The sequence below is a fragment of the Aceticella sp. 75b-Ac genome, from assembly GCF_056032965.2.
The window spans coordinates 375416-402034 of record NZ_CM190971.1 but is presented as its reverse complement, the minus strand read 5'-3'; the positions used below and the strand labels follow the sequence as shown (position 1 = coordinate 402034).

Genomic DNA, 26619 nt, shown 5'->3' with positions numbered 1-26619 from the left:
ATTGTATAAAGTCCCGCAATTGCGGGACTCAAATTATTTCACATTCTTTAAGTATTCAACAACATCTCCAACAGTTTTAATCTTTTCTGCATCCTCATCAGGTATTTCAACATCAAATTCTTCTTCAAGTGCCATTATAAGCTCTACTATATCTAAAGAATCCGCTCCTAAATCATCTATGAAAGATGATTCCATTGTTACTTCACCAGGATCAACACCCAATTGTTCAACGATAATATCTCTAATTTTCTCAAAATCCATAAAATTCACCTCCTCTCAAAATGTATATATAAGAATAATATTACATAACCATTCCACCGTCAACATTAATTACCTGCCCTGTTATGTAATCTGCAGCACTACTGGCTAAAAATGATACAACATTTGCTATATCCTGAGGATTTCCTGCTCTTTTTAAAGGTATAGAATTTATCATCTGTTCTTTTATGTCTTTTTTTAATATATCAGTCATCTCTGTTTCAATAAAACCAGGTGCAATTGCATTTGCAGTAATTCCTCTTGCAGCAAGTTCTTTTGCAACTGACTTTGTCAAACCTATTATTCCAGCCTTTGATGCTGCATAGTTAACCTGACCTGCATTACCTATTATTCCTATTATTGATGAAATATTTATTATTTTCCCTTCTTTTTTCTTTATCATATGTTTTGAAGCAAATTTTATTACATTAAAAGCACCTTTTAAATTTGTATTAATAACATCATCCCATTCTTCTTCAGACATTCTTAATAAAAGATTATCTCTTGTTATACCTGCATTGTTTACAACTACATTTATTGCTCCAAATTTCTCTATTATTTCCTTTATCATGTTTTCAACCTGCTTATATTGAGAAATATCACACATTAATGAAATAGCATTTACACCATATGATTTCGCTATTTCTACAACTTCATCAGCACTTTTTGAGTTTTTAGAATAATTTATAGCTATATTAAAACCATCTTTAGCAAGCTGTATCGCTACTGCCTTTCCAATGCCTCTTGAACCTCCTGTTACAAGGGCTGTTTTACCTTCTTTATTCATCATAATCCCCCCATACTCGTCAAAAGTTTAGACAAAGAAACCTCATCTTGAAAATTAAATGCAGCTTTAGTTTTATCTATCCTTTTCATAAAACCTGTCAATGTATTACCTGGCCCAATCTCAATAAAAGCATCAATACCCTCATTTATCATTTTATTTATGGACTGTTCCCATAAAACAGGATGACTCACTTGTTTTATTAACAAATCTTTTACATCTTCTAATTTTTCATATTCTGCCGTAACATTTGCAATTACAGGTATTTCCATGCCATTCAGTTTTATTGAATCAAGGTCTTGTTTTAGTAAATCCCCAGCTTTTTTTAGCATACTGCAATGAAATGGTGCACTAACAGGAAGCATAACTGCTTTTTTAGCACCCTTTTCCTTTGCAATTTCAACAGCCTTTTCAACAGCCTTAATTTCCCCTGCAATACATAACTGACCAGGATAATTGTAATTTGTTGGTTCCACAATACCATCACTTGATGCTTCTTTACATATATCCTCGACAATTTTATTTTCAAGCCCGATAATTGCTGCTGTAGCTCCAACCCCTAAAGGAACCACATTCTGCATGTATTTCCCCCTGTTTTTCACCAACCTGACCGCATCAGTAAAGGATAAAACACCTGCTAAAACTAGGGAACTGTATTCTCCAAGACTTAATCCGGCAGTAACATCTGGATTTAATCCTTTTTTAAGTAATACCTTTGTAAGTGCAACACTGACTGTTAAAATAGCAGGCTGGGTGTTTTCTGTTTTCATGAGTTCCGTATCAGGACCTTCAAAACATAATCTCGTAATATTAAATTTTAAAGCATCATTTGCTTCCTCAAAAATTTCTCTTGCTTCGATATGATTTTCATATATATCTTTTCCCATTCCAACATATTGAGCACCCTGTCCCGGATAAATGAATGCAGTTTTCACGAATTTTCCCCTCCGTATAATTTTTTAATTGTCTCTTCCGCTTCATCAAATAAATCAGTAATTATGGTTTTGACAGGTTTAATATCCTTTATTAAACCTGATATCTGTCCTGCCATTACAGAACCATTCTCTACATCGCCCATCACAACCGCATCTCTTAATTTGCCTGCACCTAATTTTTCTAATTCTTCCTTTGATGCTCCACTTTGCTCTGCTTTTTCAAATTTCATCGTCAAATAGTTTTTAAGTGAACGAATTGGATGACCTGTGGTTCTTCCACTTACAACAGCATCTCTATCTTTGGCATTTATGATATATTCCTTATATCTTTGATTTGCTGTGCATTCCTCAGAACAAATAAATCTTGTACCGAGTTGTACTCCTGCTGCGCCAAGGCAAAATGCTGCCGCAACACCCCTGCCGTCGCCAATTCCACCAGCAGCAATAACAGGTATGTTAACTGCATCTACAACTTGTGGTACTAATGCCATAGTTGTTAACTCGCCGATATGTCCTCCTGACTCTGTACCCTCAGCAATTAATGCATCTACTCCTATAGATTCCATTCTCTTTGCAAGTGCAACAGATGGAATAACAGGTATTACTTTTATCCCTCTTTCTTTTAGGCTCTTTATATATTTACCCGGATTACCAGCACCTGTTGTGATAACACCAACTTTTTCTTCTAAAATAATTTCGATAACCTCGTCAACATAAGGTGACATCATCATTACATTTACACCAAAAATTTTATCAGTCAATTCCTTTGCTTTTCTAATTTGTTCTTTCACAAACTCTCCAGGTGAATTACCTGCGCCAATAATACCAAGTCCACCGGCATTAGACACCGCTGCAGCTAATTCTGCAGTTGCCACCCATGCCATTCCTCCCTGAAAAAGAGGATATTTAATTTCTAATATATCCAATAATTTAGTTTTAAACATATTTTCACCCCTATTTAGCCCATTTTATAATAACGGAACCCCATGTTAAACCAGCTCCAAATGCCACCATTAGTATATTATCATTTCTTTTTATCATTCCATTCCTATTTACTTCATCAAGAGCTACAATAATAGAAGCCGCCGACATGTTACCATATTTATCAAGATTTATATAAACTTTCTCTTTTGATAATTTTAATCTTTTCATGCTTGCCTCAATTATTCTAATATTAGCTTGATGTGGTATAAACATATCAATGTCCTCTGGTTTTAATCCGCATTTTTGAAGTATCTCATCTGAAGCAGTATTTATTATTTTAACAGCAAACTTGAAAATTTCCTGTCCATTCATATGTATTGTATAAAAATTATCTTTATCTGTTATTTCATCTGGTGGTATCACTGAAACAGTGGAAGGCATAAAAAGATGCTTCCCTCCTTCACCATCTGCTCCAATATATGTATTTAGTATACCATATCCTCCTTCAACTTCTCCAATAACAGCAGCACCTGCACCATCTCCAAACAAAACACAGGTATTTCTATCTTTCCAATTTGTAATTTTTGATAATGTATCTGCAGCTATCACTAAAATCTTTTTGTAAAATCCATTACAAATAAACTGCTGTGCTATAGAAAGCCCATAAATAAATCCGGAGCATCCAACTTCAATGTCAAATGCCGCAGCATTTTTAGCTCCAATATTTGCCTGTACCATACATGCCGTTGATGGAAAATTCATATCCGGTACAACTGTAGCAACTATGATTAAATCAATTTCATCAGCAGCTACGCCTGAATCTTCCAAAGCCTTTTTAGCAGCGGCTGTTGCCATAAAAGAGGTTGTAACTGACTTATCTGCTATTCTTCTCTCTTTAATTCCTGTCCTTGTTGTTATCCATTCATCCGAAGTATCAACCATTTTTTCAAGGTCGGCATTAGTAAGAATATTATCAGGTAGATAACTCCCTGTTCCTAAAATACTAGCCTTTTTTTTATTTTCTTGCATTTAAATCATCTCCAATTATTTCGATTTGTTTTTGTATATGTGTTAAAACATCCATTTCTACAAAATTCTTTGCCTGCCTAATTGCATTATATATAGCCTTGGCTTTAGAACTTCCATGTGCTTTAATTACAGGCTTTTTTATTCCTAATAAAGGTGCGCCTCCATATTCAGTATAATCCATTTTTTTTATGATCCTTTTAATCCCACCAATCATTAAAAAAGCACTTAGCCTTGTTAATAGATTCCTGTTAAATTCCTCTTTTAAAAGTAAAGATATAATAGAGGCAGTTCCTTCCATTGATTTTAAAATGGCATTGCCTACAAAACCATCGCATGCAACAACTTCAGCAACACCATAGGCAATATCTCTTCCCTCAACATTACCTATAAAATTTAAATTTGCATTTTTTATAAGAGCATATGCCTGTTTTGTTAAATCATTTCCTTTTTCTTCTTCAACACCCACATTAAAAAGTCCTACCCTCGGATTATCAATATTAAACATTTTTTGTGCATATACATACCCCATTGCTGCAAACTGAAGCAAATTTATTGGTTTACATTCAGTATTTGAACCCGCATCAACTAAAACTGTTGCACCCTTTAATGTAGGAAGAATAGGTGCAAGTGCCGGTCTATCAATGCCTTTAATTCTCCCTATTTTTAGAAGGGCACCTGCCATCAATGCACCTGTATTACCAGCTGATAAAAATGCATCAACCTCATCTGAATTTAGTAAGTCTAAACCAACAGCCATTGAAGAATTTTTCTTTTTCCTTATTGCTGTAACGGGTGATTCATTGTTTGATATAATTTCAGTAGTATAAATATATTTTAGTTTCTCTTCATCCTTATTGTTTTTATTTATCATTTCCTTATTGCCCAGCAGTATTATTTCTATATTATCAAATTTTTCAATAGCAAGTTCGGCACCCTTTATTATTTCAAGAGGTGCATAATCACCTCCCATGGCATCAATCGCTATTTTCACTTATTTCGTCACCTCTTTTTTGGGAAATATCCTCCATTATAGAAACTAAAATAAATTTTCCTCTGAATACTTCTTTGTTTTTAATCTTTATTTTTACCCAAACAAAATATTTATTTCCCCTTTGTCTTATGACCTCAGCTTTAGCAATAAGTTTATCCCCAACCTTTACGGGGTACTTATATTTTATATTTGCAACACCAATCAATGCAACATCAGCATCAATTACCGATATGGCAAGTGACTCAGCCTGTGAATATATGTAATGGCCTCTTATGACCTTTGTTTTTAAAAAAGTCATATCTGATGTGGGTTCAAAAATTGATATTCCTTTTTTGCCAAGTTCAAGGTCTATTAATTCCCCAACTATTTCGCTTCCAACAATCGCCTTCACTTTTTGATAGTTTTTTTCAGCTACGGTTTTAATTCTTTCCCTTAATTCAGGTATCCCAAGTTCCATCCTATCAAGTCTTATTGTTTGAACACTGACAGAAAATATTTCAGAAAGCTCATCATCTGTATAAAAGGGATTTTCCTGTATTTTTTTATTAAGCTGTTTATGCCTTTCTTTTTTACTTAATTTGGCAATCATTTTATCAGCTCCAAATATTAGTTGTTTTTATGACTTAATCATAATTATAATTTAATTATAATTAAAAATCAAGCAAAAAAGAATAGTAACAGAGGTTACCCTATTACTATTCTTCAACCTTAATAACTTCCCTATCATTATAAAATCCACAATTTTTACAGACTCTGTGCGGCAGCTTAGGTTCATGACATTGTGGACATAATACATAAGCTGGTAGTTTTAGTTTGCTACTATGTCTTCTTTTATCTCTTCTTGCTTTTGAAGTTTTTCTCTTTGGAACAGGCATTTCTACACCTCCTGCGTTTTTAGTGTGATAATTTCTTTAATGCTTCTAACCTAGGATCTATATGCTGGCAATTACATGATTCATGACTTTGATTGTTTTCACAATAGTAATACAGTCCTTTACATTCTTCTGAACAAAGAAATTTCATTGGCAATGAAAGCATAATACTCTCTTTGATTGCCTTTGAAAGATTTAATTTGTCCTGTAAATTATCTTCAAAATAGTCTTTATCAAAATTGCTCAATGATTCTTCTAATGAAATATCAAATTTATATATGAAATTTTCAAGGCATCTATCACATTGAACTATTAGTTTCCCCTTAATAAAAAGTTTTAAAAAAACATCTTCAAGGTTACTTGTTATATTGCCTGAAACATGTATAGGACCATCCAGTTTATAAGTATTATTATTGGCTTCTATCATATCTAAATTTTCTTCATAATCTATATCTATATTTCGACACTTATGTCCTTTTATTTTTGATAAATCTATTTTCATTATCTCACCTCAAAATAACTGCCAGAAATAATTATACTTATCAGTTTAAATCTTGTCAAGAAACTAAACTAAATCTTTTACAATCTTCTCGGTATCTTTTGCAATCATATACTCCTCATTTGTTGGAATAACCATAATCTTAACCTTTGAATCGTCCGTTGAAATAATGATTTCTTTTCCTCTTATTTTATTTTTTTCTTCATCTATATTAAATCCTAAGAATTCTAATCCATTTAATATCGACTTTCTAATGTTAATACCATTTTCACCAACACCTGCAGTAAATACTATCGCATCTACTCCACCCATAGCAGCAACATAAGAACCTATAATTTTCTTAACCCTATACTCAAAGACATCCAAAGCAAACTTTGCTCTTTCATTGTTTTCTTTCTCAACTGCTTCTTCCAAATCTCTAAAATCACTGCTGATACCTGATATACCGTAGACTCCGGATTTCTTATTCAATATATTTATAACCTCTTCAGTCGATAAATTTTCCTTTTGCATTAAATATGGTATTATTGAAGGGTCAATATCACCTGAACGTGTTCCCATTGGCAAACCTTCAAGAGGAGTAAATCCCATACTTGTATCAATAGACTTGCCTCCCTTTACAGCTGTTATGCTTGAACCATTACCAAGATGACAGGTTATTATTTTTAAATCTTCTATTGGTCTATTAAGCATCTTTGCTGCCCTTACAGAAACATATTTATGTGATGTTCCATGGAAACCATATCTTCTTATTTTATATTTCAGATAATATTCATATGGTATTGCATAAAGATAGGCATTCTCAGGCATTGTTTGATGAAAAGCAGTATCAAAAACAGCAACCATTGGTGTGCAATTCATTATCTCCTGACACGCTTTGATTCCGTCTATATTTGCAGGATTATGCAGTGGAGCTAATTCAATACAATCCATTAATATTTTTAAAACATTATCATTTATTAGCACCGAATCAGAAAATACTTCTCCACCATGTACAACTCTATGTCCTACAGCATTTATTTCCGACATGCTTTTTATAATACCATGGTCCTTATCTATAAGTGCATCAAGAACCATTTTAATTGCATCCTTATGGTCCTTCATATCTTGCTCTATCTTTGTTTTTTTGTCGCCGACTTGATGTGTTAATAAAGAACCATTAATACCAATCCTTTCAGCAAGTCCTTTAGCCATTACTTCAGCATTTTCAGTATTTATTAACTGATATTTTAACGAAGAACTACCACAATTAATTACTAATATTATCATGTTTTTACCCCCTATAAATATTAAAAGTATTATTGCATAGCTTGTAAAGCTGTTATAGCAATTACATTTACAATATCATCTACACTGCATCCCCTTGAAAGGTCATTTATAGGTGCACCTATTCCTTGTGATACAGGTCCGATTGCATTTGCTTTTGCAAGCCTTTGAACAAGTTTATATCCGATATTTCCGGATTGTAAATCAGGGAATATAAGTACATTTGCTTTACCGGCAACAGGACTCTCCGGAGCTTTTAATTCTCCGACTTCTTTTATAATTGCCGCATCAAGCTGCATCTCTCCATCAATTAATACATCGGGTGCTAATTTTTTTGCAATTTCTGTAGCATTTCTAACCTTATCAACTAATTCATGTTTTCCACTTCCTTTAGTTGAAAAAGAAAGCATTGCAACACGCGGTTCAATCCCTACTAATACTTTAGCAGTTTTTGCTGAAGCAATTGCTATTGCAGCAAGCTCTTCCTCATCAGGTAGAGGATTTACAGCACAATCAGCAAAAACAAAGACTCCATCAGAACCGTAAGGACAATCAGGAACTTCCATTATAAAGGCACTTGAAACCACTTTAACCCCAGGAGCCGTTTTTACAATCTGAAACGCAGGTCTAAATAAATCTGCTGTAGGATGAATAGCACCAGATACCATACCATCTGCATCTCCCAATTTTACCATCATACAACCATAATACATAGTATCAGCAATTGCTTTTTTAGCATCTTCAATTGTAATACCTTTATTTTTACGCATTTCATAAAATTTATTAACATATAAATCAAATTTATCTGATTTTAAGGGGTCAATAATTTCTGCTTTAGAAATATCTATACCTTTGGCAGCATTTTTAATTTCGTTTTCATTTCCAAGCAAAACCAGATCTGCAATGCCTTCTTTAGTTACTATTTCAACAGCTCTTAATGTTCTTGGTTCACTTCCTTCCGGTAATACTATCTTTTTTTTATTCTTCTTAGCATTTTCTTTAATTTTATTTAGTATACTCATATCCTTACTTCCTTTCTTTTAATTTTTAATAATTAATATATGTAATAAAAAATTTTAAAAAAATCAAAAAATAATTCTTTCACAATTTGCATTTTAACATATTTTTATTAAAATAACAAGTATATAATAATTTTTTTGAGGAGTATTAAAAATATGAGTATTTTAGGAATAATTGTGGAATATAATCCTTTGCATAATGGACATATATATCATATTGAAGAATCAGCAAAATTAACAAACTCCAATAGTATTGTTGCTGTTATTAGTGGTAATTTTGTACAAAGAGGCGAACCTTCAATTATTGACAAATGGTCAAGGACAAAAATGGCACTGCTTTCAGGTGTTGACCTTGTTATTGAACTGCCAACTGTTTATGCTGTATCAACAGCAGAAACTTTTGCATATGGTGCATGTAAATTACTTGATTCTCTAAGAATAATCGATTTTTTAAGTTTTGGCAGTGAAGCAGGTACAATAACTTGGCTAAATAAAATTGCCAGTTTATTGGTTGAAGAGCCTAAAATATACAAAGATTATTTAAAAAAATCATTATCTACCGGAATAACATATGCAGCTGCCCGTGAATTTGCTATAACAAGTATATTAGGAGAAAATTACAGCAAGTTTCTTAAAAACTCAAATAATATTTTAGCTATAGAATATTTAAAAGCCCTTTTAAAACTCAATAGTAAAATTAAGCCTTTAACTATTAAAAGAATCGGTCCTGATTATAATTCTTTAAATGTTTTAAAATATTTTGCTAGTGCAACATCTATAAGACATAATATTTTAAAAGGTGATAAATCTTTTTTAGATAAATGCTTGCCTCCAGTTAGTAAGGAAATACTGATAAATTGTTTCGCAAAAGGATTAGGTCCTGTATCCTTAGAACAATTCAGCAGTATTATTCTCTATTTATTGAGAAGTGGTTATGATTTAAAAAATGTTTTCGATGTTGGAGAAGGTCTTGAAAACCGCATATACAAGGCTGCAAAAATGACAAACAACATATATGATTTAATTAATATGGTTAAAACAAAAAGATATACTGAGAGCAGGTTAAAAAGAATATTAATACATGCTCTTCTTGGAATAAATTCTGAATTGTATAAATCATTTGCTGGTCCTAATTATATCAGGGTATTAGGATTTAATAGTAAGGGATTAAATTTGTTAAAATTAATCCATACGAAATCGAATTTACCTATAATTACAAGGGTGGGTAGTTATAAGAAATCTATAAAGGATTGTCGCTTATTTGAAAAAGATTTATTTGCAACTGATATCTATACATTAGCATTAAAAGGCAAACCCTCATCTGGAATGGATTTAACTCAACCTATTATAATAAATTAAGCATTTTATTTCATCATTAAAATAAATATATTATATAGAAACTTAGACAAAAAAGGGGGATACATATTGATTATAAAGAAATTTTTTCATTACATCTTTTTACTTTTGTTGGTTTTAAGTGTTATATCTTTAATTATATTTCCAAAAAATTCCCTTGAGGCTGCAAAAAATGGAATAGATTTATGGCTATTTACAGTTACACCTGCACTATTACCTTTTTTTATTGGTTCCGAATTATTACTTCAATTTGGAATAGTAAATCTGCTCGGAAAGTTATTGGAACCGATTATGAAGCCTCTATTTAACGTATCCGGAAGTGGTTCTTTCCCTATGGCAATAGGTTATACTTCAGGTTACCCTGTCGGCGCACAAATAATATCAAGGTTATGGGAAGAGAAATTATGTACTACAATTGAAGCTGAAAGATTAATGTCATTCTGTAATAATTCAGGTCCTTTATTTATGCTTGGCGTTGTCGGAACAGGAATGTTTAATAATTCTAAAATAGGTTATATAATAATGTCCGCAAATTATCTTGGAGCTATCTGTACAGGCATGCTTTTTAGAAATTATAAATTTTCTAAGAAAACTAAATATCTTGATGCTTATAATAAAAAGGTTGAAAATAATGTTATAAGGAAAAATTTCGGGAATATATTATCAGATGCTATTAAATCTTCAATGAATACAATATTTTTAATAGGTGGTTATATAATAATTTTTTCTGTTTTAATAGAATATTTAAAGCTCTTTAATATAATTTACATACTAAGCAACCTTATATATCCAATATTTAAAGTTTTAGGCTTTCATAAAGAAATCCTGCCTGGATTTATTAGTGGGTTAATGGAGATTACAGTAGGTTCCAAACTAATCAGTCAATCAGCCGCACCACTATACCAAAAAATAATAATCGTCAGTATAATACTATCATGGGGCGGTTTTTCAACCCATGGCCAAGTTATAAGCATTATTTCCAATACTAAAATTAGTTATTTACCGTATCTTTTTTCAAAAATTATAAATAGTATCTTTACTGCATTTTACTCATATATAATATTATTATTTGTCAAGGTCAGGGAAGGGCAAAACGTAACAGTATTTAATCAATATAACATAAACATCGTGTTTAACATTCTTCAACTTTCAATATACATATTTACAATAACTGTTTTAATATTTGTATTGATTTCGCTTTTAATTAAAACAATAGCAAAAGGGACATAGTTAATTAATGTCCCTTTAATTCATTTCTATTGTTTTTAATTAAATTCAATAAGTTTTCAAGATTATTTTCAAGATTACCCAATAATTCATCTGCATATTCTTTACTGCCCAACCTTATTTCCTTTGCATTTGTTTGGGCAGCAGAAATTATTTCCGCAGCCATTTTCTCGGCTTTTTTTACAATTTCACTTTCATTAACCATATTATTTATTCTTTGTTCCGCCTCCATAATTATTGTTTCCGCATCCTGTTTTGCTTCAATCAAAATCTTTTGTTTTTCTTGTTTGACCCACTCAGCCCTTTTTATTTCATCAGGCAGCTTTATCCTTATTTGTTTAATTAATTCTAATATGTCTTCTTTATTTATTATTACTTTTTGTGATAAAGGTATAGTAGAGCTCTTTTCAATATAATTCTCAAGTTCATCTATTATGTTTAATACCTCAAAGTTTTCGATATTTCCCATGATTAATACCCCCTTCGAATAATTATTTGAGTTTTTCAAATATTCTTTTTATTACAATATCGGGAACAAGGTCAGATAAACACCCCCCAAATTTTGCAACTTCTTTAACAATGCTGGAACTTAAATATCCATATTTATTGCTTGTCATAAAAAATAATGTTTCAATATCAGGATTTAATTTTTTATTGATTAAAGCCATTTGAAATTCATATTCAAAATCAGAAATCATCCTTAAACCTTTTACTATTATTTTTGAATTTACTTTATCAAGATAATCTATTAAAAGCCCTGTAAAACAATCAATTTTTACATTTTCAATGTCAGAGGTCACTATTTTCAATAATTCAACCCTTTCATCGACACTAAACATGGCATTTTTTGATGGATTTATAAGTACAGCAACTATTAATTCATCGAATACCTTTGATGCCCTTTTGATTATATCAAGATGTCCGTTTGTTACCGGATCAAAACTGCCCGGATATACCGCAATTTTCATATGTAACCTCCTTGTAAAAAGATAAGCAGGTTTCACTATAGCTTTTAATACGTATTCTTTCCAAGTTATCATATCTATCCTTCAAGATATCAGCTTTATGATGTTCTACTATAATATAACCATTATCTTTTAAAATTTTTGATTTGCTTATATAAATCAATGGTTTTTCATACAAATTTTTATAATAAGGGGGGTCTATATATATTATATCGAATTTAATACCTGCTTTATTAAATATTATAAGTGCTTCATTGGCATCTTTATGTATAATTTGTCCTTTATCAGTTAAATTAGACAAGGATATATTTTTTTTAATATATTTAATATTATTATATACTTTTTCAACAAAATAACAAAAAGATGCCCCTCTACTTAATGCCTCTATACCTACACTGCCTGTTCCGGCAAATAAATCAAGAAAAATACAATCTATAACATCCTGTCCTATAATATTAAAAAGAGCCTCTTTTACCATATCAGCAGTAGGTCTTACTTCCCTTCCTGGTGGACATTTCAACTTTCTACCCCTTGCTATACCAGATACTATCCTCAACATGCCACCTCCAATACTAAAATATTTTAGCATATTTTACGATAAGATACAAAAAAATGTATAAAATTTTTTGTTTATGGACAATAATATATATGGGAAAAGAATTTCCCCAAAATTCTTCCTTCAATTTCTCCTCTCCCAATCCAGGTGGTTTCTACTACCTGGATTAATAAAATTATAGAAAAATGACAACTTTTCAGTTGTCATTTTTCTATAATTTTATTTCATTGTGCCTTTATTAGCAATCTGGCTTTCTGCCATCTGAATCATCTTTTTAACCATGTGCCCACCTACAGCACCGCAATCACGAGATGTAAGTGTTCCCCAATAACCATCTGCCGGAGGATTTATCCCAAGTTCATTAGCCACTTCATACTTCCATTGACTCATAGCCTGTTTTGCTTCTTTTACAACAAGAGGATTCCTGGTTTCTGAACCTAATGCCATTTTCATCACCTCCTATTAGCAATCTCATTAATAAATTGTCCATAATTACTATATATATACCTGTTAACAATTTACATGGATAGTAATATACAAATAAGATGAATATAATAAAAGTTGTCATTTTTCTATAATTTTATTTCATTGTGCCTTTATTAGCAATCTGGCTTTCTGCCATCTGAATCATCTTTTTAACCATGTGCCCGCCTACAGCACCGCAATCACGAGATGTAAGTGTTCCCCAATAACCATCTGCCGGAGGATTTATCCCAAGTTCATTAGCTACTTCATACTTCCATTGACTCATAGCCTGCTTTGCTCCTCTTACAACAAGAGGATTCCTGGTTTCTGAACCTAATGCCATTTTTCTCACCTCCAATTAATATTTACAATATTAATTTAACCAAAATCTAATTTTATAATCTTAATTTTATTAGTAAAAATGTAATATATAGTAAAAATTTATATTTAATTTAATTTTAAAAAAACTCCTACTGCTGATGGTCCTGCATGTACACCTGCAGCACAACCTGCTCTGCTTTTTATGAATTTTCTTATTCCCAATTCACTTCTTAAGGTATTTTCTATATCATTAATAAATTCTGAACTGCCCGTATGTATTAAACCTATTTCCTGATTTTCAAAATCAATTTCTTCATCCCTGATATATTTAATAATCCATTTTATAATATTTTTCCGACCTCTAACTTTATCTACAATTTTTAACTCTCCATCATCATTCATAATTATTGGTTTTATATTTAATATATTCCCTATTATAGCCTGAGATTTATTAAGCCTTCCTCCTTTATAGAGATAATCAAGAGAATCAAATGTCATTATATATCTCATTTTTGGTATCATGTCTTCAACTTCTTTTATAATATCGTCTTTACTATTTCCATTTAAAGCCATTTCAGCGGCTTTTATTACTATTAGTCCGTTCCCAAGTGAAAAATTTCTTGAATCAATGATAAATATTTTATCGTTATTTAATGTGTTTTTAGCAATAACTGCCGATTGATATGTACCACTTAGTTTAGATGATAATAAAATAGCTATAATACATTCATAACTTTTTAACAAATCTTCAAACATGTCAATAAATTCAGTAGGTGGAACCTGAGAAGTTGTTGGCATTTTACCTTCATTTAATAAATTGTAAAAATCATCTTTGTTTAAATCAACACCATCTTTATAAGATATACCATCAATGTTTATAACCAAAGGTGCTACATATATATTATACATTTTAATAAATTCCTCTGGTACATCTGCAAGGCTGTCCGTTACTATTGCTATTTTCCCCATCTTAAACTCTCCTTTAATTCAAAATTATCCCATCAAGTTTATCTTTGAACTTATTAACAAGTTCCTCTCTTATAAAAGAATTTTCTCTGAGATCTGGATCCCTTGAAATAATATCTTCAGCACATCGTTGAGCTTTTTTTAATATATCAATATCTTCAAATAAATTCGCAATTTTAAGTTCTGGAAGTCCATGCTGTCTTATTCCAAAGAATTCACCGGGTCCACGAAGTTCTAAGTCCTTTTCTGCTATTTTAAATCCGTCATTTGTCTGTGTCATAATTTTTAAACGCTTTTTTGTTACATCAGAATTTGAATATGCAATTAAAATACAATAGGATTGATATCCAGACCTACCGACTCTTCCCCTTAATTGATGAAGCTGTGCAAGTCCAAATCTCTCAGCATTTTCAATTATCATTATGCTGGCATTTGGTACATTTATTCCTACCTCAATAACAGTTGTTGATATAAGAATGTCAAGCTCGCCAATAATAAAATCATCCATTACCTTATCTTTTTCCTTAGGGGACATTTTACCATGAACAAGACCTACCTTATAATTTTTAAATATTCCTTTATATAATTCATCATAAACAATTTCGGCAGAGCGTGCATTAATAACATCAGATTCCTCAATTAATGGGCAGACAATATATACCTGCCTCCCTTTTTTAATTTCTTCTATTGCAAATTTATATGCCCTTTCTCTAAGTGATGAATATATGGCATATGTCGCAATTTCTTTTCGATCAGGTGGCAACTCATCAATAACAGATATATCAAGGTCACCATAAAGCATTAGTGCTAATGTCCTTGGTATTGGCGTCGCAGTCATTACTAAAACATCAGCACTTTTTCCCTTTTGTTTAAGTATCGCTCTCTGACGTACACCGAATCTATGCTGTTCATCTGTAACACAAAAGCCAAGATTTTTAAAATCAACATCTTCTTCTATGATTGCATGTGTACCTATAAGTATATCTATACTACCATTTTTTATTTTATCAAGCAGATCTTTTTTCTGTTTAATACTAAGCCTTCCTGTGAGTAGTTCGACATTTATACCAGAATCCTTAAATAAATTAATTAATGTTTCATAATGTTGCTTTGCAAGTATCTCTGTAGGTACCATCATTGCTGCCTGATATTTGTTTTTGGCTGCAACATACATTGCAGCTGCAGCAATTATTGTTTTACCTGAACCTACATCTCCCTGCAATAGCCTATTCATACATTTATTTGAATACATATCTTCAAGAATTTCATTAAGAGCGCGGTTTTGCGCATTGGTCAGTTTAAAATTTAATTGATTTAAAAAACTTTTTAAATCAATTTTATTAAATATTATTCCCTTTTCTTTCGTTTGAAATTTATTTTTTATTAAATTAAGCCCAAGCTGAAGTAAAAAAAGTTCCTGAAAAGCAAGCCTGTATCGTGAATCCTTTAGTGTTTCTTCATCCTTAGGAAAGTGTATATTTATTATTGCATCTTTTATTTCTATAAGTTTATATTTTTGTAGTACCTCTTCATCAAATATTTCACAAATATCATCAAGATTTTCAACAATAACATTGTACATAATACTCCTCATAACATTTTGACTTAAACCCTCTGTCAAAGAATATATCGGAACAATTCTTCCGGTATTTAATTTGTTTTTTTCATCTCTCTCTAAAATAGGATTATCTACACATATTTGTCCATATTTATAGGATACTTTCCCATTTATTATATATTCTTCTCCTATTTTAAAATTATTCTTGATATAAGGTTTATTATACCATATCAATTCAACTGCCCCACAGGCATCTTTAACAGGTATTTTTGTAATAGTAAGTCTCTTTACCTTATATTCCCTTGCATCTCCTGCAATAAAAGCTTTAAATGTCTGCTTTTCACCAATTTTAAGGTCATCAATACTCAATATATTTGCACGATTATCATAATCCCTTGGAAAATTATATATAGCATCTCCAACTGTTTCAATTCCAAGTTTATGTAATAATTTGGCTCTTTTAGGACCCACGCCTTTTATATATTGTATTGGTTTGTTAAGGTTCAATCTCATCACCCGCTATTCTACAGATATAGTATAATAATAAAGCGGCTGCCCTCCATTTTGAATATCTATATCACCATCAAAAACTATTTTCTCTGCAAGTCTTTGTGCATCATCTTTATGTACAGCGTTTCCATAATAAATAGTTATTATTGATGTCTCTTCCGCAACCATGCTGTTTATAAGCTTCTCTGCAACTTTATTGTAATCATTGCCAATCTCAATTAATTTACCATTAACAAATCCTAAAATATCCCCTTTTTTTATAACCTTATCATTAATCTGTGTTTCTCTTATTGAATAAGTAATTTCTATAGTCTGAACATTCTCAATCGTTTCATTTATTTTTTTAACTACATCATGAACATCATCGTTATAATTTATGTTAATAATCGCACTAACAGCTTGATTAAAACTTTTTGTTTGAATTACATATATATTTTTCTTTGACATATTCATTGCTTGTTCACAGGTCATAATAACATTCTTATTGTTTGGAAAAACAATTATATTTTCAGCATTTATATTTTCTATTCCTTTTAATATATCCTGAGTACTGGGATTCATTGTCTGTCCGCCATCTATAACAATATCACATCCAAGTTTGTTAAATATATCCTTTATACCTTCACCTGATGCAACAGCAAGAATTCCGTATTTCTTTAATGGCTTTCCCTTAATAGAAGCAGTATCTTCATACTGCAATTTCATATTATCAATTTTAACCTTAATCAATTCACCGAATTTTAATGCTTCTTCAATAATAATTCCAGGACTATTTGTATGAATATGTATTTTTATAAGGTCATTATCACTTACAACTATCAAACTATCTCCAAGATTTTCTATTTTTTCCCTTAGTTCATATATCATACTTTTATGAGATTTTACCAATACTTCAGTACAATAACCATAATTTATATCCTTATTTATACATAATCTAACATCATCAACAACTTCTGATTGAATAATATCAATGTTATTCCCTTTAATAACTTCAAACATACCAGTTAAAATAGTTAAAAATCCTTTTCCACCAGAATCAACAACACCTGCCTCCTTTAACAAAGGCAAAAGCTCGGGTGTCCTGTTTAAGGATTTTAATGCCGCTTTGACAATTCCCTCAAAAAATGGTTTAAAATCCTTAATTCTGCTTAATCTGATAGCCTCATCAGCACATTCTCTTGAAACAGTTAAAATTGTCCCTTCGATAGGTTTCATAACAGCTTTATAAGCTGTAACTGAACCATTTTTAAGTGCATCTGCAAAATCTTTTGTTGAAATCTTTTCATGATCCATAAGCTGTTTTGAAAATCCCCTTATTATTTGTGATAGAATAACCCCCGAATTGCCTTTTGCTCCTAAAAGAGCACCTCTTGATAAATTGTTTAAAATCTCATTTATGTCATCAGATGCTTTTTCTGATTCATTTACAGCAAATTTTAATGTATATACCATATTTGATCCTGTATCTCCATCTGGTACAGGGAATACATTAAGTTTATTAATTTCTTCTTCTTTATTCGATAGATAAACATAGGCTCCCTTAAATAATTCTTTTAATGTCTTTCCATCAATATAATCCAATATTACTTCCCCCTCAGTTATCCACTTTTATGCTTTGAACATTTACAACAACATTTTTTACTCTTATTCCGGTCAGGTTTTCTATCGAATATTTTATTTTTTGTATTATATTTTCAACAACCGTTCTTATATTAACACCGTATTCAATTACTATATATATCTCTACAATGATACCATCCTCATTTGAAATTATTTTTATTCCTTTACCCGTCTGCTCATTTTTAAATAATTCAACAAGACCATTTGGACCACGTTTACCTAATCCCACAATTCCATAACATTCTGCCGTAGCAAAACTTGCAATAGCCGACAAAACATCATTAGATATTTCTATTTTCCCCAGACTGTTTTTTGATTCCTTCATAATTTTAGCCCCCTATCATATATATATTTTATCTTAACTTTTGAAAATCATCAATAATTTGTTTATGATTATTTTTTCATATGCTGCATTAACTGTATTGATATTTTCGCAAAAAACGATTAATTTATTAAAAAGGTATTTACACAAACAGGATATAATGATAAAATATCATTGTTGCTCAGTTAATATTTAATTGTAAATTGATATAATTAAATTTTTTAATCATTGTATAAACATGTAATTTTTGAAAAATGTTATTATTGTCTTTAAAAGGAGGTGCTACTATGAAAAAATGTGAAATTTGTGGAAAAGGTCCTATGGCAGGTTATCAATACAGCCACTCCCATAGAAAATCCATAAAAAAATGGCAGCCAAATTTAAAAAATGTAAGGGTCATTGTAAATGGAACACCTATGAGATTAAATGTCTGTACAAAATGTTTGAAATCTGGAAGGGTAAAAAGGGCTATATAAAAAACGTGCATACTTGCACGTTTTTTACGTGCTCTTTTCTTTGGAAAATATATTTAAAATCTTTCTTGCAAATAAAGGTAATTTAAAAAAATATATTTTGGGCTTTTTTTTGTTTTTCATAGATAATCTCCCCCTTACTTCTCAATTATAAAACATGCTTTTAGCTATTTGAAATATACATTTATATAATAACCAATAATAATTATAATTATCCCCAACAATACCATCCATAACCAATCTGGTATGTACATTACGAGGATAAAAATACCAAATGCTATAACTATATATCCAATAGAATTATTTAATTCTCTATTTAATTTTTTTAGTTTGTAATATATATTATTCCACATGTAAAATCCCTCCATTGAAGTTACAATATATTCTATTCAATGAAGGGAAACTATGATACTAATCTCTTGATTTTATTACCAATAAAAATCCATCTTCGATTTTAATGCTTATTTTATCTTCTGTAAAAATATTACTTATTCCGTATGGAATTCCAAGTGGCATATCCTGTCCTGAAAGTGGATAATAAAGACCCTCTGTATAAATTCCATGGACATCTTTTGAATATGGCAAAAGAGAAACAATATCCCCTTTTTGACCCGTTAATTCTATATATTTATTAATAAGATATATTTCGTTTTTCTCATTAATTATTCTGCCCTTTATTTTGCGAATTAATAAATAATACAATAATGAAAGATTTGCAATCAAATGGTCAAATCTATTCCCTAAGGTACCTATATATGTTATATTATCTGTTCCCATTTCAATTGCTTTTAGTGTGGCAATCTGTGTATCTGTTTTATCTTTTATTGGTGAATATTTTTCAATTTTTACTCCCTTTTCTTTATAAAAATTCAAGATATCCTCATCTAATGAATCAAAATCACCAACTATTAAATTTGGAGTAATATTCATTTTATACGCATGTTTTGCTCCACCATCTGCACAAATTATAATATTACTATCTAAAATAATATTTTTATAATAATTATAATTACTGATTTCACCGTTAGATATTATCAATGCATTCATTTTTTATTAGCCTCTCTCAATTCATAAATAGCCTTTTTAGGGTCTTCAGTTCCAAATATAGATGAGCCAGCTACTATTATATCAGCACCAGCATCTGTCACTATTTTTATATTACTTTTTGATATACCTCCATCAACCTCAATTTCAAATTTAAATGATTTATTCTTCTTAGTTGAATTTAAATCACTTATCTTATTAATCATTGAATCAATAAATTTTTGTCCCCCAAATCCCGGATTAACCGTCATTAAAAGTACCATATCAATATCTGAAAGAACATATTCCAACATCTCAACTGGTGTAGAAGGATTTAAAGCTACACCCGCTTTTATACCACAATCTTTTATTATTTGGATAACCCTGTTCAGATGTATACAGGCTTCCTGGTGTACTGTTATTATATCAGCACCCGCCTTAACAAACTCATTTATATATTTTTCCGGTTCATCTATCATTAAATGAACATCAAATGGAATACTAACTCTATTTTTCAAACTTCGGATTACTCCAGGTCCTATTGTAATATTAGGAACAAAATGCCCATCCATTACATCTATATGTAAAAGGTCAGCACCTGCTCTTTCAATTTTTTTGATGTCTTCTATTAAACATCCGAAATCTGCAGATAATATCGATGGGGCGATTTTCATTTTTTTAATTCCTCCTCTTTTGATTTTTTCTTAATTCCTTTAGCAATATTAAATAATTTAAATATCTATCTTTATTAATCAATCCTTCTTCAACCGCCTTTTTAACACTACAACATGGTTCGTTCTCATGTATACATGTTGAAAATCTGCAATTCTTTTGAAATTGTTCAAATTCGGCAAAATAATATTTTAAATTTTCAACATCAATATCAACATTTAATGAAGTAAAGCCTGGGGTGTCTAATACAAATCCGCCATTATTTAGTGGTATTAATTCCACACATCTGGTGGTATGTTTCCCTCTTGAAATTCTTTCACTTAATTCACCTGTTTGTACACTAAATTCAGATTGAAGGCAATTTATAATAGATGATTTCCCAACACCGGAAGGACCTGAAAAAAAAGATGTTTTCCCTGATAATTCATCCTTTAATTCTTTAATTCCTGCCTTTGTCACATAAGATATTGGAAATACCCTATAACCGATCCTACTATATATATTTAAAATTTCTTCATAATCTTCTTTCCTGCACAGGTCAATTTTATTAATGCAGATAATTGGTTCAATATCATTTAATAAAGCAACAACTATCATCTTGTCAAGCAATAATTTGTTGATTTTAGGATTTATTATGGAAAATACAATTACAGCCTGATCAACATTTGAAACTAATGGTCTTGCTAATTCATTTTTTCGTGGATAAATTTTTATAATATATCCATCTATATAATTCAATGTAGCAATATCAACAATGTCTCCAACAATAGGCTTTATATTATCTATTCTAAATTTACCACGGGCACGGCATTCAATAATGCCGTTACCCGTTTTCACATAATAAAAACCGGCTATCCCTTTTATTATTCTGCCTTTTAATATATTCAAGCTAAAATTTCGCCTCCATTGTTTTATATACGCTACCATCAATATCCACTTCAATTGTGACATTGCCATTCCCTGTAACTGAAACAGTGATTGGACTGTCTTTAGAGGTATGTGAAGCCGAGTACTGTAAATTCTTAACCCCATTTTGTATTGTATACACATCAACCTTCATGGTTCCTGACTTGTTTGGCAAATCTATTGATAAATTTTTTGTTTTACTATTTTTAGAAGGCGATGGAGTTGCTCCATTATTTAAAGGTGGCTGTACAGGGTTATTATTACCAGGGGATATTTGCTGATTTTGAACAACAATAAGGTCTACTGTTTTACCTTTTTGTACATCGGTATTTTCTGGTATGCTTTGACCTATTACCATATTATTTGGAACATTATCTTTTTGCTGATAGGTTATATTCCCTGTCTTAAGACCTAAATCATTTAATGTCTTTTGAGCATCATCCAGTGTCATATTAATTAAACTTGGCATTTTTACTGTTTCAATCCCTTGACTTACATAAATATCTATTGTTGAACCATATTCCACTTGGACTCCTTGTCTTGGATTTTGGTCGAATACATATCCCTGTGGAAATTTGTCATTATATTTTTGGATTATATTTCCTTTAAGACCGCTGTTTTCTAATTTCATCAAAGCATCTCTGTATTCCAGATTTATTACATTTGGTACCGTAGAAAATTGTTTACTTCTACTTACAACAACATTAACAATACTTCCCTTTTTAACTGATTGACCATTTTTAGGACTTTGAGAAATAACTATACCTTCACCTTTATCACTATATTGATAACTAGAAATATTCATTTTTAAATTATGGCTTTCCAAAATATTGTTAGCCTTATCTATGCTTTGACCTACTACATTCGGTACAATTACATCACCAACTTTTGAAAAATTATTTAGCAATAACATTGTTGCATATGATAAACCTGCCATAAGTAAAAGCACCAGTAAAATAATGCCAACCTTTTTTAAAATTCTACTCCCTTTTTTAGGTCTATTATCATTCGATATCTTTTTTATCTCCTGTACATCATTTGCAGATATAATTTGCGTTTTATTATTATCCATAGGTTTAACAATATTCAATTTATCAGGGTCATTTAAAAAAGTATTCACATCATTTAATAATTCCAAAGCACTTTTATATCTTTTGTTAACATCTTTTTCAGTCGCTTTAAGAATTATCTGATCTAATTTCTCTGGAACCTTTGGATTTATTTTTGAAGGTGGAATTACATCCTCCTGTATATGCTTCAATGCAACTGAAATAGGACTTTCTCCTTCAAATGGCACCTTACCTGTAAGCATTTCGTACATCACAATACCAAGTGAATATAAATCCGTTTTTTCATCTGTCAAATTTCCTTTTGCTTGCTCAGGGGAAAAATAGTATGCTGTTCCAAGTACATCTCCTTTATAGGTTATAGTAGAGCCATTGACAGCCCTTGCAATACCAAAATCTGTTACTTTTGCAATATCATCATCTGTAATTAATATATTTTGCGGCTTAATATCTCTATGAACAATATTTTTTCTATGGGCATGATCAAGTGCTTTACATACCTGCTTAGTTATATCAAGAGCTTGAGAAATTTCAAGAGGTCCATTATTATCTTTTATTAACTGTTTTAATGTTTTTCCATTGACATATTCCATTACAATATAGTATATATCACCTTCCTGCCCTACATCATATATGCTTACAATGTTTGGATGCGAAAGGCTCGCTGCTGCCTGTGATTCCCTCTTAAATCTCCTGACAAAATCTTCATCAGCGACAAATTCCGGTCTCAAAATCTTTATCGCAACTATCCTGTTAAGAAGATGGCATTTCCCTTTATAAACTTTAGCCATACCACCTTCACCTATTTTTTCAAGAACTTCATATCTGTTGCCCAGCATTCTGCCAATCATTTCACCACTTCCTTAACAGCAACTATTGTTATATTGTCATACCCGCCATTAAATTTTGCAAGCTTTATTAAACTATCACATGCCTTGTATATATCCGTATTATCAATAAATTCCTTCAGTATCTGGTCATCTGTCAACATATTTGTTAATCCATCTGTACAGAGAAAATATATATCATTTGGACGTACTTCCCCCATAAATAAATCAACTTTTATTTCTTGATTGATTCCCAATGCCCTTGTTATTAAATTTTTTTGTGGGTGTGTCCTTGCTTCTTCATGAGTTATTTCCCCCATTTTAACAAGTTCTTCCACATATGAATGGTCTTCTGTTATCTGAACTATACGATTATCTCTAATCAGATAAGCCCTGCTATCACCAATATGTCCTATAAAATAAAATCCTTGTTCTAAAAGCAATAAAGTCAGAGTAGTACCCATCCCTGTCAAATCATTATTAGAAAATGCTTTATTAAATACCATTTCATTCGCATACCTTATTGAATTTTCTATGAATTCCTTAATCGAATCAGGATTTTTATTTAAGCTCATATAATTTTTTTTAAAATATTCATGAACCGAGTCAATTGCATATTTGCTTGCAATTTCACCACCATTATGACCTCCCATACCATCTGCAACTATGGCAAGGTGTAAATCATTATTATCAGATATATAATATGAATCTTCATTATTTTTCCTAACATTTCCAGTATCAGTTAATGCCACAACTAACAATTACATCACCTACCCCTTCCCTGCTAAATATTTTCTTCTAAGCTGACCACATGCTGCATCTATATCGCTTCCTAACTCTCTTCTAATTGTGCATGTTATTCCAAAGTTTTCTAAAATTTTTTTAAATCTCATAATTGTACTTTCTTTTGTTTTTAAATAACTAATTTCTTTAACAGAATTAATAGGTATTAAATTTACATGACATAACATTCCTTTTAATAAATTACATAGCATCTTTGCCATTTCTTCACTGTCATTTATATCTTTAATTAAACAATATTCAAAAGTTATACGTCTGTTTGTCTTTCCTGTATAATATTTACATGCCTTTATTAAATCCCTTAAAGGATAAGCCTTATTAATAGGCATCAACTCACTTCTTAGTTTGTCTACGGGAGCATGAAGAGAAATTGACAAATTAACCTGCATGTTCTCATTTGCAAACTCATATATTTTAGGTATTATACCACAAGTTGAAATTGTCAAATGCCTTATACCTATAGCCATCCCAAATGGATTATTGACAATTTTAATAAATTTCATAACCTCATCATAGTTATCAAAAGGCTCACCACTTCCCATCAATACAACATTTGAAATTTTACCATAGTCACTATCCATAACAAGAACCTGATTAATCATTTCTGCTGCCTTTAAATTTCTTATTTTCCCCTGTATAGTTGATGCACAGAAGGAACATTTCATATTACAGCCAACCTGTGTAGAAATACATGCAGTATTTCCAAAATTATAATTCATTGCAACTCCTTCAATTATATTCTCATCTTCTAATAGAAATAAATATTTTGCAGTTTCGTCTATGTTGGATTTAATCTTTTTTATAATGCTTAATTTTGATATATATGCAATTTCACTTAGTTTTAATCGCAACTCTTTTTTAAAGTCTGTCATTTTATTAAAATCATCAATACCCCTGTATATCCATTTAAATGCTTGCTTAGCTCTGTATTTAGTTTCACCAATGTTTAAAAAAAACCCTTCTAACTCCTCCATAGTCATGTTCTTTAAATCTACCACTTAATCATACCTCCGAAATTTATTATATCATAACACATATAAATCAAGATATTTAGTGAAACCTCTGCATTTTACATATGAAAAATCCATCAATATTATGTTTATATGGAATAAACTGAACAAAATCATTTTCCCGATTTTTTAAAGTTTCTGGTAAAAATTCGTTTATATCAATTATTCTAAAGTTTTTATTATTTTCAAGAAATTTTTCTATAACAAGCTGGTTTTCTTCTTTGCCAATAGTACATGTACTATATACTAAAAATCCATTCTTTTTGACATAATAAGAACTTGATAAAAGTATGTTTAACTGTATCTCATTTAATAATTCTATGTCTTTTGGTTTATACTGTTTCAATTTTATATCAGGTTTTTTCCTTATGATTCCAATACCTGTACAAGGTACATCTACGAGAACTTTATCTGCTAAATTTATAAGATTTTTATTAATCTTTGTAGAATCATATAAAAATGTCTTGACTATATCAATTCCAAGTCTTTTACAATTTTTATTTATTATATCAATTTTATGCATGTGGACATCAAATGCATAAATTGTACCTATGTTTTCCATCATCTGTGCAATATGAGTTGTTTTGCCACCGGGAGCACTACAAACATCTATAATTGTATCACCAGGTTGAGGATTCAAGACCTTTGAAACGAGCATGGCAGCTTCGTCCTGTATCTGTAAATAACCTTTCTTATACAACTCATCATTTTCAATATTTTTCAAATTAATATAAAATGCCTCATTGTTATATAAACCGGGTTTAAATATTAAGCCTCTTTGCTTCAATATTTCTTTGAAAGTATCTGCTTTAAGCTTTAATGTATTTAATCTGCAGCATAACTCAGGTTTTTCATTTAATGATTTTAATATTTTTTCCGATGTATCTGCATCATAGTTATTTAATAACCTTTTAACTATCCATTCGGGATATGAATAATTTATGCATAGGTATGTTAATAAATTTGTTCCTTTTGATGGAAAATTAATATTATTAATTTGACGCAAATAATTCCTTAAAATTGCATTAACAAATTTCGAGGCACTAAGCCCCATTCTTTTTTTAGATAATGATACTCCTTCATTTATAGCTGCATATTCAGGTATTTTATCCATATACATTAATTGATATAAACTCATTTCAAGAATTATTAATACATTATTTTCTATTTTTTTAAGTCCATTCTTCGCCAAAATTGAAATAATATAATCAATTGTATACTTCCTTTCAATTGTTCCAAAAACAATTTCCTTAATTAAGCTTTTATCATTATCTAAAATATCATCTTTTTTTAAATGCTTATTAAGAGCTATATTAGAATATGCTTTTCTATCAATAATATCATACAAAATATTAAAAGCAATTTCACGTGAATTCATTACTACACCTCAATATACT

General features: G+C 30.5%; 31 protein-coding genes. 3 read left to right on the top strand and 28 right to left on the bottom strand.

Annotation, left to right across the window (positions count from 1 at the left end):
- Positions 1–33: 33 nt before the first annotated feature.
- From acpP to pta, 11 genes are all read right to left on the bottom strand, one after another.
- Positions 34–261 carry an acyl carrier protein gene (gene acpP / locus AC0LWJ_RS02110; protein ID WP_284679321.1) on the bottom strand — a complete coding sequence of 76 codons (228 nt, stop codon included), beginning with the start codon at positions 259–261 and terminating at the stop codon, positions 34–36.
- 40 nt (positions 262–301) lie between these two features.
- Complete coding sequence (gene fabG, locus AC0LWJ_RS02105; protein ID WP_474237024.1) at positions 302–1045, bottom strand: 3-oxoacyl-[acyl-carrier-protein] reductase; 744 nt, start codon at positions 1043–1045, stop codon at positions 302–304.
- Positions 1045–1977, bottom strand: a complete 933-nt coding sequence (fabD, locus tag AC0LWJ_RS02100; RefSeq protein ID WP_474237025.1) for an ACP S-malonyltransferase — start codon at positions 1975–1977, stop codon at positions 1045–1047. Before fabD ends, fabG begins: the two co-directional genes overlap by 1 nt.
- The gene (gene fabK, locus AC0LWJ_RS02095; protein ID WP_474237026.1) at positions 1974–2921 is read right to left on the bottom strand and encodes an enoyl-[acyl-carrier-protein] reductase FabK; all 948 of its coding nucleotides are present in this window, start codon (positions 2919–2921) and stop codon (positions 1974–1976) included. Before fabK ends, fabD begins: the two co-directional genes overlap by 4 nt.
- 10 nt (positions 2922–2931) lie before the next feature.
- The gene (locus tag AC0LWJ_RS02090; RefSeq protein WP_474237027.1) at positions 2932–3930 is read right to left on the bottom strand and encodes a beta-ketoacyl-ACP synthase III; all 999 of its coding nucleotides are present in this window, start codon (positions 3928–3930) and stop codon (positions 2932–2934) included.
- Positions 3917–4921, bottom strand: coding sequence for a phosphate acyltransferase PlsX (gene plsX / locus AC0LWJ_RS02085; RefSeq protein ID WP_474237028.1), 1005 nt, complete (start codon positions 4919–4921; stop codon positions 3917–3919). The genes AC0LWJ_RS02090 and plsX overlap by 14 nt, the downstream gene beginning before the upstream one ends.
- Entirely contained in the window at positions 4905–5510 is a 606-nt protein-coding gene (gene fapR, locus AC0LWJ_RS02080; RefSeq protein ID WP_284679327.1) for a transcription factor FapR, read from the bottom strand. The genes plsX and fapR overlap by 17 nt, the downstream gene beginning before the upstream one ends.
- 106 nt (positions 5511–5616) lie before the next feature.
- Positions 5617–5796 carry a 50S ribosomal protein L32 gene (gene rpmF, locus AC0LWJ_RS02075; protein WP_284679328.1) on the bottom strand — a complete coding sequence of 60 codons (180 nt, stop codon included), beginning with the start codon at positions 5794–5796 and terminating at the stop codon, positions 5617–5619.
- A 19-nt stretch (positions 5797–5815) separates the two neighbouring features.
- Positions 5816–6295, bottom strand: a complete 480-nt coding sequence (locus AC0LWJ_RS02070; RefSeq protein ID WP_474237029.1) for a YceD family protein — start codon at positions 6293–6295, stop codon at positions 5816–5818.
- Between the two features lie 63 nt (positions 6296–6358).
- Positions 6359–7561 carry an acetate kinase gene (locus AC0LWJ_RS02065; RefSeq protein ID WP_474237030.1) on the bottom strand — a complete coding sequence of 401 codons (1203 nt, stop codon included), beginning with the start codon at positions 7559–7561 and terminating at the stop codon, positions 6359–6361.
- A 29-nt stretch (positions 7562–7590) separates the two neighbouring features.
- Positions 7591–8580: a phosphate acetyltransferase gene (gene pta, locus AC0LWJ_RS02060; protein WP_474237031.1), complete on the bottom strand. Its 990-nt coding sequence runs from the start codon at positions 8578–8580 to the stop codon at positions 7591–7593.
- Between the two features lie 153 nt (positions 8581–8733).
- Here pta and AC0LWJ_RS02055 point away from each other — a divergent pair, with 153 nt between their 5' ends.
- Positions 8734–9936, top strand: coding sequence for a nucleotidyltransferase (locus AC0LWJ_RS02055; RefSeq protein WP_474237032.1), 1203 nt, complete (start codon positions 8734–8736; stop codon positions 9934–9936).
- A 72-nt stretch (positions 9937–10008) separates the two neighbouring features.
- A complete protein-coding gene (spoVV, locus tag AC0LWJ_RS02050; RefSeq protein WP_474237065.1) occupies positions 10009–11163 on the top strand; it encodes a dipicolinic acid transporter SpoVV in 1155 nt (384 codons plus the stop codon).
- Positions 11164–11167: 4 nt separating this feature from the next.
- On the opposite strand, the gene AC0LWJ_RS02045 is transcribed toward spoVV, so the two are convergent.
- The 9 genes from AC0LWJ_RS02045 to AC0LWJ_RS02005 form a co-directional block, all read right to left on the bottom strand.
- Positions 11168–11629 (bottom strand): ATPase, encoded by a 462-nt coding sequence (locus AC0LWJ_RS02045; RefSeq protein ID WP_474237033.1) that lies wholly within the window; start codon positions 11627–11629, stop codon positions 11168–11170.
- Between the two features lie 22 nt (positions 11630–11651).
- A complete protein-coding gene (coaD, locus tag AC0LWJ_RS02040) occupies positions 11652–12128 on the bottom strand; it encodes a pantetheine-phosphate adenylyltransferase (protein ID WP_284679335.1) in 477 nt (158 codons plus the stop codon).
- Entirely contained in the window at positions 12097–12681 is a 585-nt protein-coding gene (rsmD, locus tag AC0LWJ_RS02035) for a 16S rRNA (guanine(966)-N(2))-methyltransferase RsmD (RefSeq protein ID WP_474237034.1), read from the bottom strand. Before rsmD ends, coaD begins: the two co-directional genes overlap by 32 nt.
- A gap of 219 nt (positions 12682–12900) precedes the next feature.
- Entirely contained in the window at positions 12901–13128 is a 228-nt protein-coding gene (locus tag AC0LWJ_RS02030) for an alpha/beta-type small acid-soluble spore protein (protein WP_284679337.1), read from the bottom strand.
- 133 nt (positions 13129–13261) lie between these two features.
- Entirely contained in the window at positions 13262–13489 is a 228-nt protein-coding gene (locus AC0LWJ_RS02025; protein ID WP_284679338.1) for an alpha/beta-type small acid-soluble spore protein, read from the bottom strand.
- Positions 13490–13593: 104 nt separating this feature from the next.
- Positions 13594–14436, bottom strand: a complete 843-nt coding sequence (gene fakB, locus AC0LWJ_RS02020; protein ID WP_474237035.1) for a fatty acid kinase binding subunit FakB — start codon at positions 14434–14436, stop codon at positions 13594–13596.
- A 13-nt stretch (positions 14437–14449) separates the two neighbouring features.
- Positions 14450–16498: an ATP-dependent DNA helicase RecG gene (gene recG, locus AC0LWJ_RS02015; RefSeq protein WP_474237036.1), complete on the bottom strand. Its 2049-nt coding sequence runs from the start codon at positions 16496–16498 to the stop codon at positions 14450–14452.
- Between the two features lie 12 nt (positions 16499–16510).
- Positions 16511–18085, bottom strand: coding sequence for a fatty acid kinase ATP-binding subunit FakA (fakA, locus tag AC0LWJ_RS02010; RefSeq protein WP_474237066.1), 1575 nt, complete (start codon positions 18083–18085; stop codon positions 16511–16513).
- A 10-nt stretch (positions 18086–18095) separates the two neighbouring features.
- On the bottom strand, positions 18096–18446 hold the full coding sequence (locus AC0LWJ_RS02005) for an Asp23/Gls24 family envelope stress response protein (RefSeq protein ID WP_284679341.1): 351 nt from the start codon (positions 18444–18446) through the stop codon (positions 18096–18098).
- A 284-nt stretch (positions 18447–18730) separates the two neighbouring features.
- On the opposite strand from AC0LWJ_RS02005, the gene rpmB reads away from it, so the two are divergent.
- Positions 18731–18919, top strand: a complete 189-nt coding sequence (rpmB, locus tag AC0LWJ_RS02000; protein WP_284679344.1) for a 50S ribosomal protein L28 — start codon at positions 18731–18733, stop codon at positions 18917–18919.
- 164 nt (positions 18920–19083) lie between these two features.
- Here rpmB and AC0LWJ_RS01995 read toward each other — a convergent pair whose 3' ends face one another.
- The 8 genes from AC0LWJ_RS01995 to rsmB are packed head-to-tail and all read right to left on the bottom strand — an operon-like array spanning position 19084 to position 26600.
- Positions 19084–19269 (bottom strand): hypothetical protein, encoded by a 186-nt coding sequence (locus AC0LWJ_RS01995; RefSeq protein WP_284679345.1) that lies wholly within the window; start codon positions 19267–19269, stop codon positions 19084–19086.
- Between the two features lie 58 nt (positions 19270–19327).
- On the bottom strand, positions 19328–19963 hold the full coding sequence (locus AC0LWJ_RS01990; protein ID WP_474237037.1) for a thiamine diphosphokinase: 636 nt from the start codon (positions 19961–19963) through the stop codon (positions 19328–19330).
- Positions 19960–20613 (bottom strand): ribulose-phosphate 3-epimerase, encoded by a 654-nt coding sequence (rpe, locus tag AC0LWJ_RS01985; RefSeq protein WP_474237038.1) that lies wholly within the window; start codon positions 20611–20613, stop codon positions 19960–19962. The genes AC0LWJ_RS01990 and rpe overlap by 4 nt, the downstream gene beginning before the upstream one ends.
- Before the next feature lie 4 nt (positions 20614–20617).
- Complete coding sequence (rsgA, locus tag AC0LWJ_RS01980; protein ID WP_474237039.1) at positions 20618–21499, bottom strand: ribosome small subunit-dependent GTPase A; 882 nt, start codon at positions 21497–21499, stop codon at positions 20618–20620.
- Position 21500: 1 nt separating this feature from the next.
- Positions 21501–23435: a Stk1 family PASTA domain-containing Ser/Thr kinase gene (gene pknB / locus AC0LWJ_RS01975; protein ID WP_474237040.1), complete on the bottom strand. Its 1935-nt coding sequence runs from the start codon at positions 23433–23435 to the stop codon at positions 21501–21503.
- On the bottom strand, positions 23432–24172 hold the full coding sequence (locus tag AC0LWJ_RS01970) for a Stp1/IreP family PP2C-type Ser/Thr phosphatase (RefSeq protein ID WP_474237041.1): 741 nt from the start codon (positions 24170–24172) through the stop codon (positions 23432–23434). The genes pknB and AC0LWJ_RS01970 overlap by 4 nt, the downstream gene beginning before the upstream one ends.
- A gap of 9 nt (positions 24173–24181) precedes the next feature.
- Positions 24182–25210 (bottom strand): dual-specificity RNA methyltransferase RlmN, encoded by a 1029-nt coding sequence (rlmN, locus tag AC0LWJ_RS01965; protein WP_474237042.1) that lies wholly within the window; start codon positions 25208–25210, stop codon positions 24182–24184.
- Between the two features lie 52 nt (positions 25211–25262).
- Positions 25263–26600 carry a 16S rRNA (cytosine(967)-C(5))-methyltransferase RsmB gene (gene rsmB, locus AC0LWJ_RS01960; RefSeq protein WP_474237043.1) on the bottom strand — a complete coding sequence of 446 codons (1338 nt, stop codon included), beginning with the start codon at positions 26598–26600 and terminating at the stop codon, positions 25263–25265.
- Positions 26601–26619: the final 19 nt, after the last annotated feature.

Bases quoted from the DNA above. Each gene is read 5' to 3' on its own strand.
- acpP (WP_284679321.1), bottom strand. From the start codon at position 261: ATGGATTTTGAGAAAATTAGAGATATTATCGTTGAACAATTGGGTGTT.
- fabG (WP_474237024.1), bottom strand. From the start codon at position 1,045: ATGAATAAAGAAGGTAAAACAGCCCTTGTAACAGGAGGTTCAAGAGGC.
- fabK (WP_474237026.1), bottom strand. From the start codon at position 2,921: ATGTTTAAAACTAAATTATTGGATATATTAGAAATTAAATATCCTCTT.
- AC0LWJ_RS02090 (WP_474237027.1), bottom strand. From the start codon at position 3,930: ATGCAAGAAAATAAAAAAAAGGCTAGTATTTTAGGAACAGGGAGTTAT.
- fapR (WP_284679327.1), bottom strand. From the start codon at position 5,510: ATGATTGCCAAATTAAGTAAAAAAGAAAGGCATAAACAGCTTAATAAA.
- rpmF (WP_284679328.1), bottom strand. From the start codon at position 5,796: ATGCCTGTTCCAAAGAGAAAAACTTCAAAAGCAAGAAGAGATAAAAGA.
- AC0LWJ_RS02070 (WP_474237029.1), bottom strand. From the start codon at position 6,295: ATGAAAATAGATTTATCAAAAATAAAAGGACATAAGTGTCGAAATATA.
- AC0LWJ_RS02065 (WP_474237030.1), bottom strand. From the start codon at position 7,561: ATGATAATATTAGTAATTAATTGTGGTAGTTCTTCGTTAAAATATCAG.
- pta (WP_474237031.1), bottom strand. From the start codon at position 8,580: ATGAGTATACTAAATAAAATTAAAGAAAATGCTAAGAAGAATAAAAAA.
- AC0LWJ_RS02055 (WP_474237032.1), top strand. From the start codon at position 8,734: ATGAGTATTTTAGGAATAATTGTGGAATATAATCCTTTGCATAATGGA.
- AC0LWJ_RS02045 (WP_474237033.1), bottom strand. From the start codon at position 11,629: ATGGGAAATATCGAAAACTTTGAGGTATTAAACATAATAGATGAACTT.
- coaD (WP_284679335.1), bottom strand. From the start codon at position 12,128: ATGAAAATTGCGGTATATCCGGGCAGTTTTGATCCGGTAACAAACGGA.
- AC0LWJ_RS02030 (WP_284679337.1), bottom strand. From the start codon at position 13,128: ATGGCATTAGGTTCAGAAACCAGGAATCCTCTTGTTGTAAAAGAAGCA.
- AC0LWJ_RS02025 (WP_284679338.1), bottom strand. From the start codon at position 13,489: ATGGCATTAGGTTCAGAAACCAGGAATCCTCTTGTTGTAAGAGGAGCA.
- fakB (WP_474237035.1), bottom strand. From the start codon at position 14,436: ATGGGGAAAATAGCAATAGTAACGGACAGCCTTGCAGATGTACCAGAG.
- AC0LWJ_RS02005 (WP_284679341.1), bottom strand. From the start codon at position 18,446: ATGAAGGAATCAAAAAACAGTCTGGGGAAAATAGAAATATCTAATGAT.
- rpmB (WP_284679344.1), top strand. From the start codon at position 18,731: ATGAAAAAATGTGAAATTTGTGGAAAAGGTCCTATGGCAGGTTATCAA.
- AC0LWJ_RS01995 (WP_284679345.1), bottom strand. From the start codon at position 19,269: ATGTGGAATAATATATATTACAAACTAAAAAAATTAAATAGAGAATTA.
- AC0LWJ_RS01990 (WP_474237037.1), bottom strand. From the start codon at position 19,963: ATGAATGCATTGATAATATCTAACGGTGAAATCAGTAATTATAATTAT.
- rpe (WP_474237038.1), bottom strand. From the start codon at position 20,613: ATGAAAATCGCCCCATCGATATTATCTGCAGATTTCGGATGTTTAATA.
- pknB (WP_474237040.1), bottom strand. From the start codon at position 23,435: ATGATTGGCAGAATGCTGGGCAACAGATATGAAGTTCTTGAAAAAATA.
- rsmB (WP_474237043.1), bottom strand. From the start codon at position 26,600: ATGAATTCACGTGAAATTGCTTTTAATATTTTGTATGATATTATTGAT.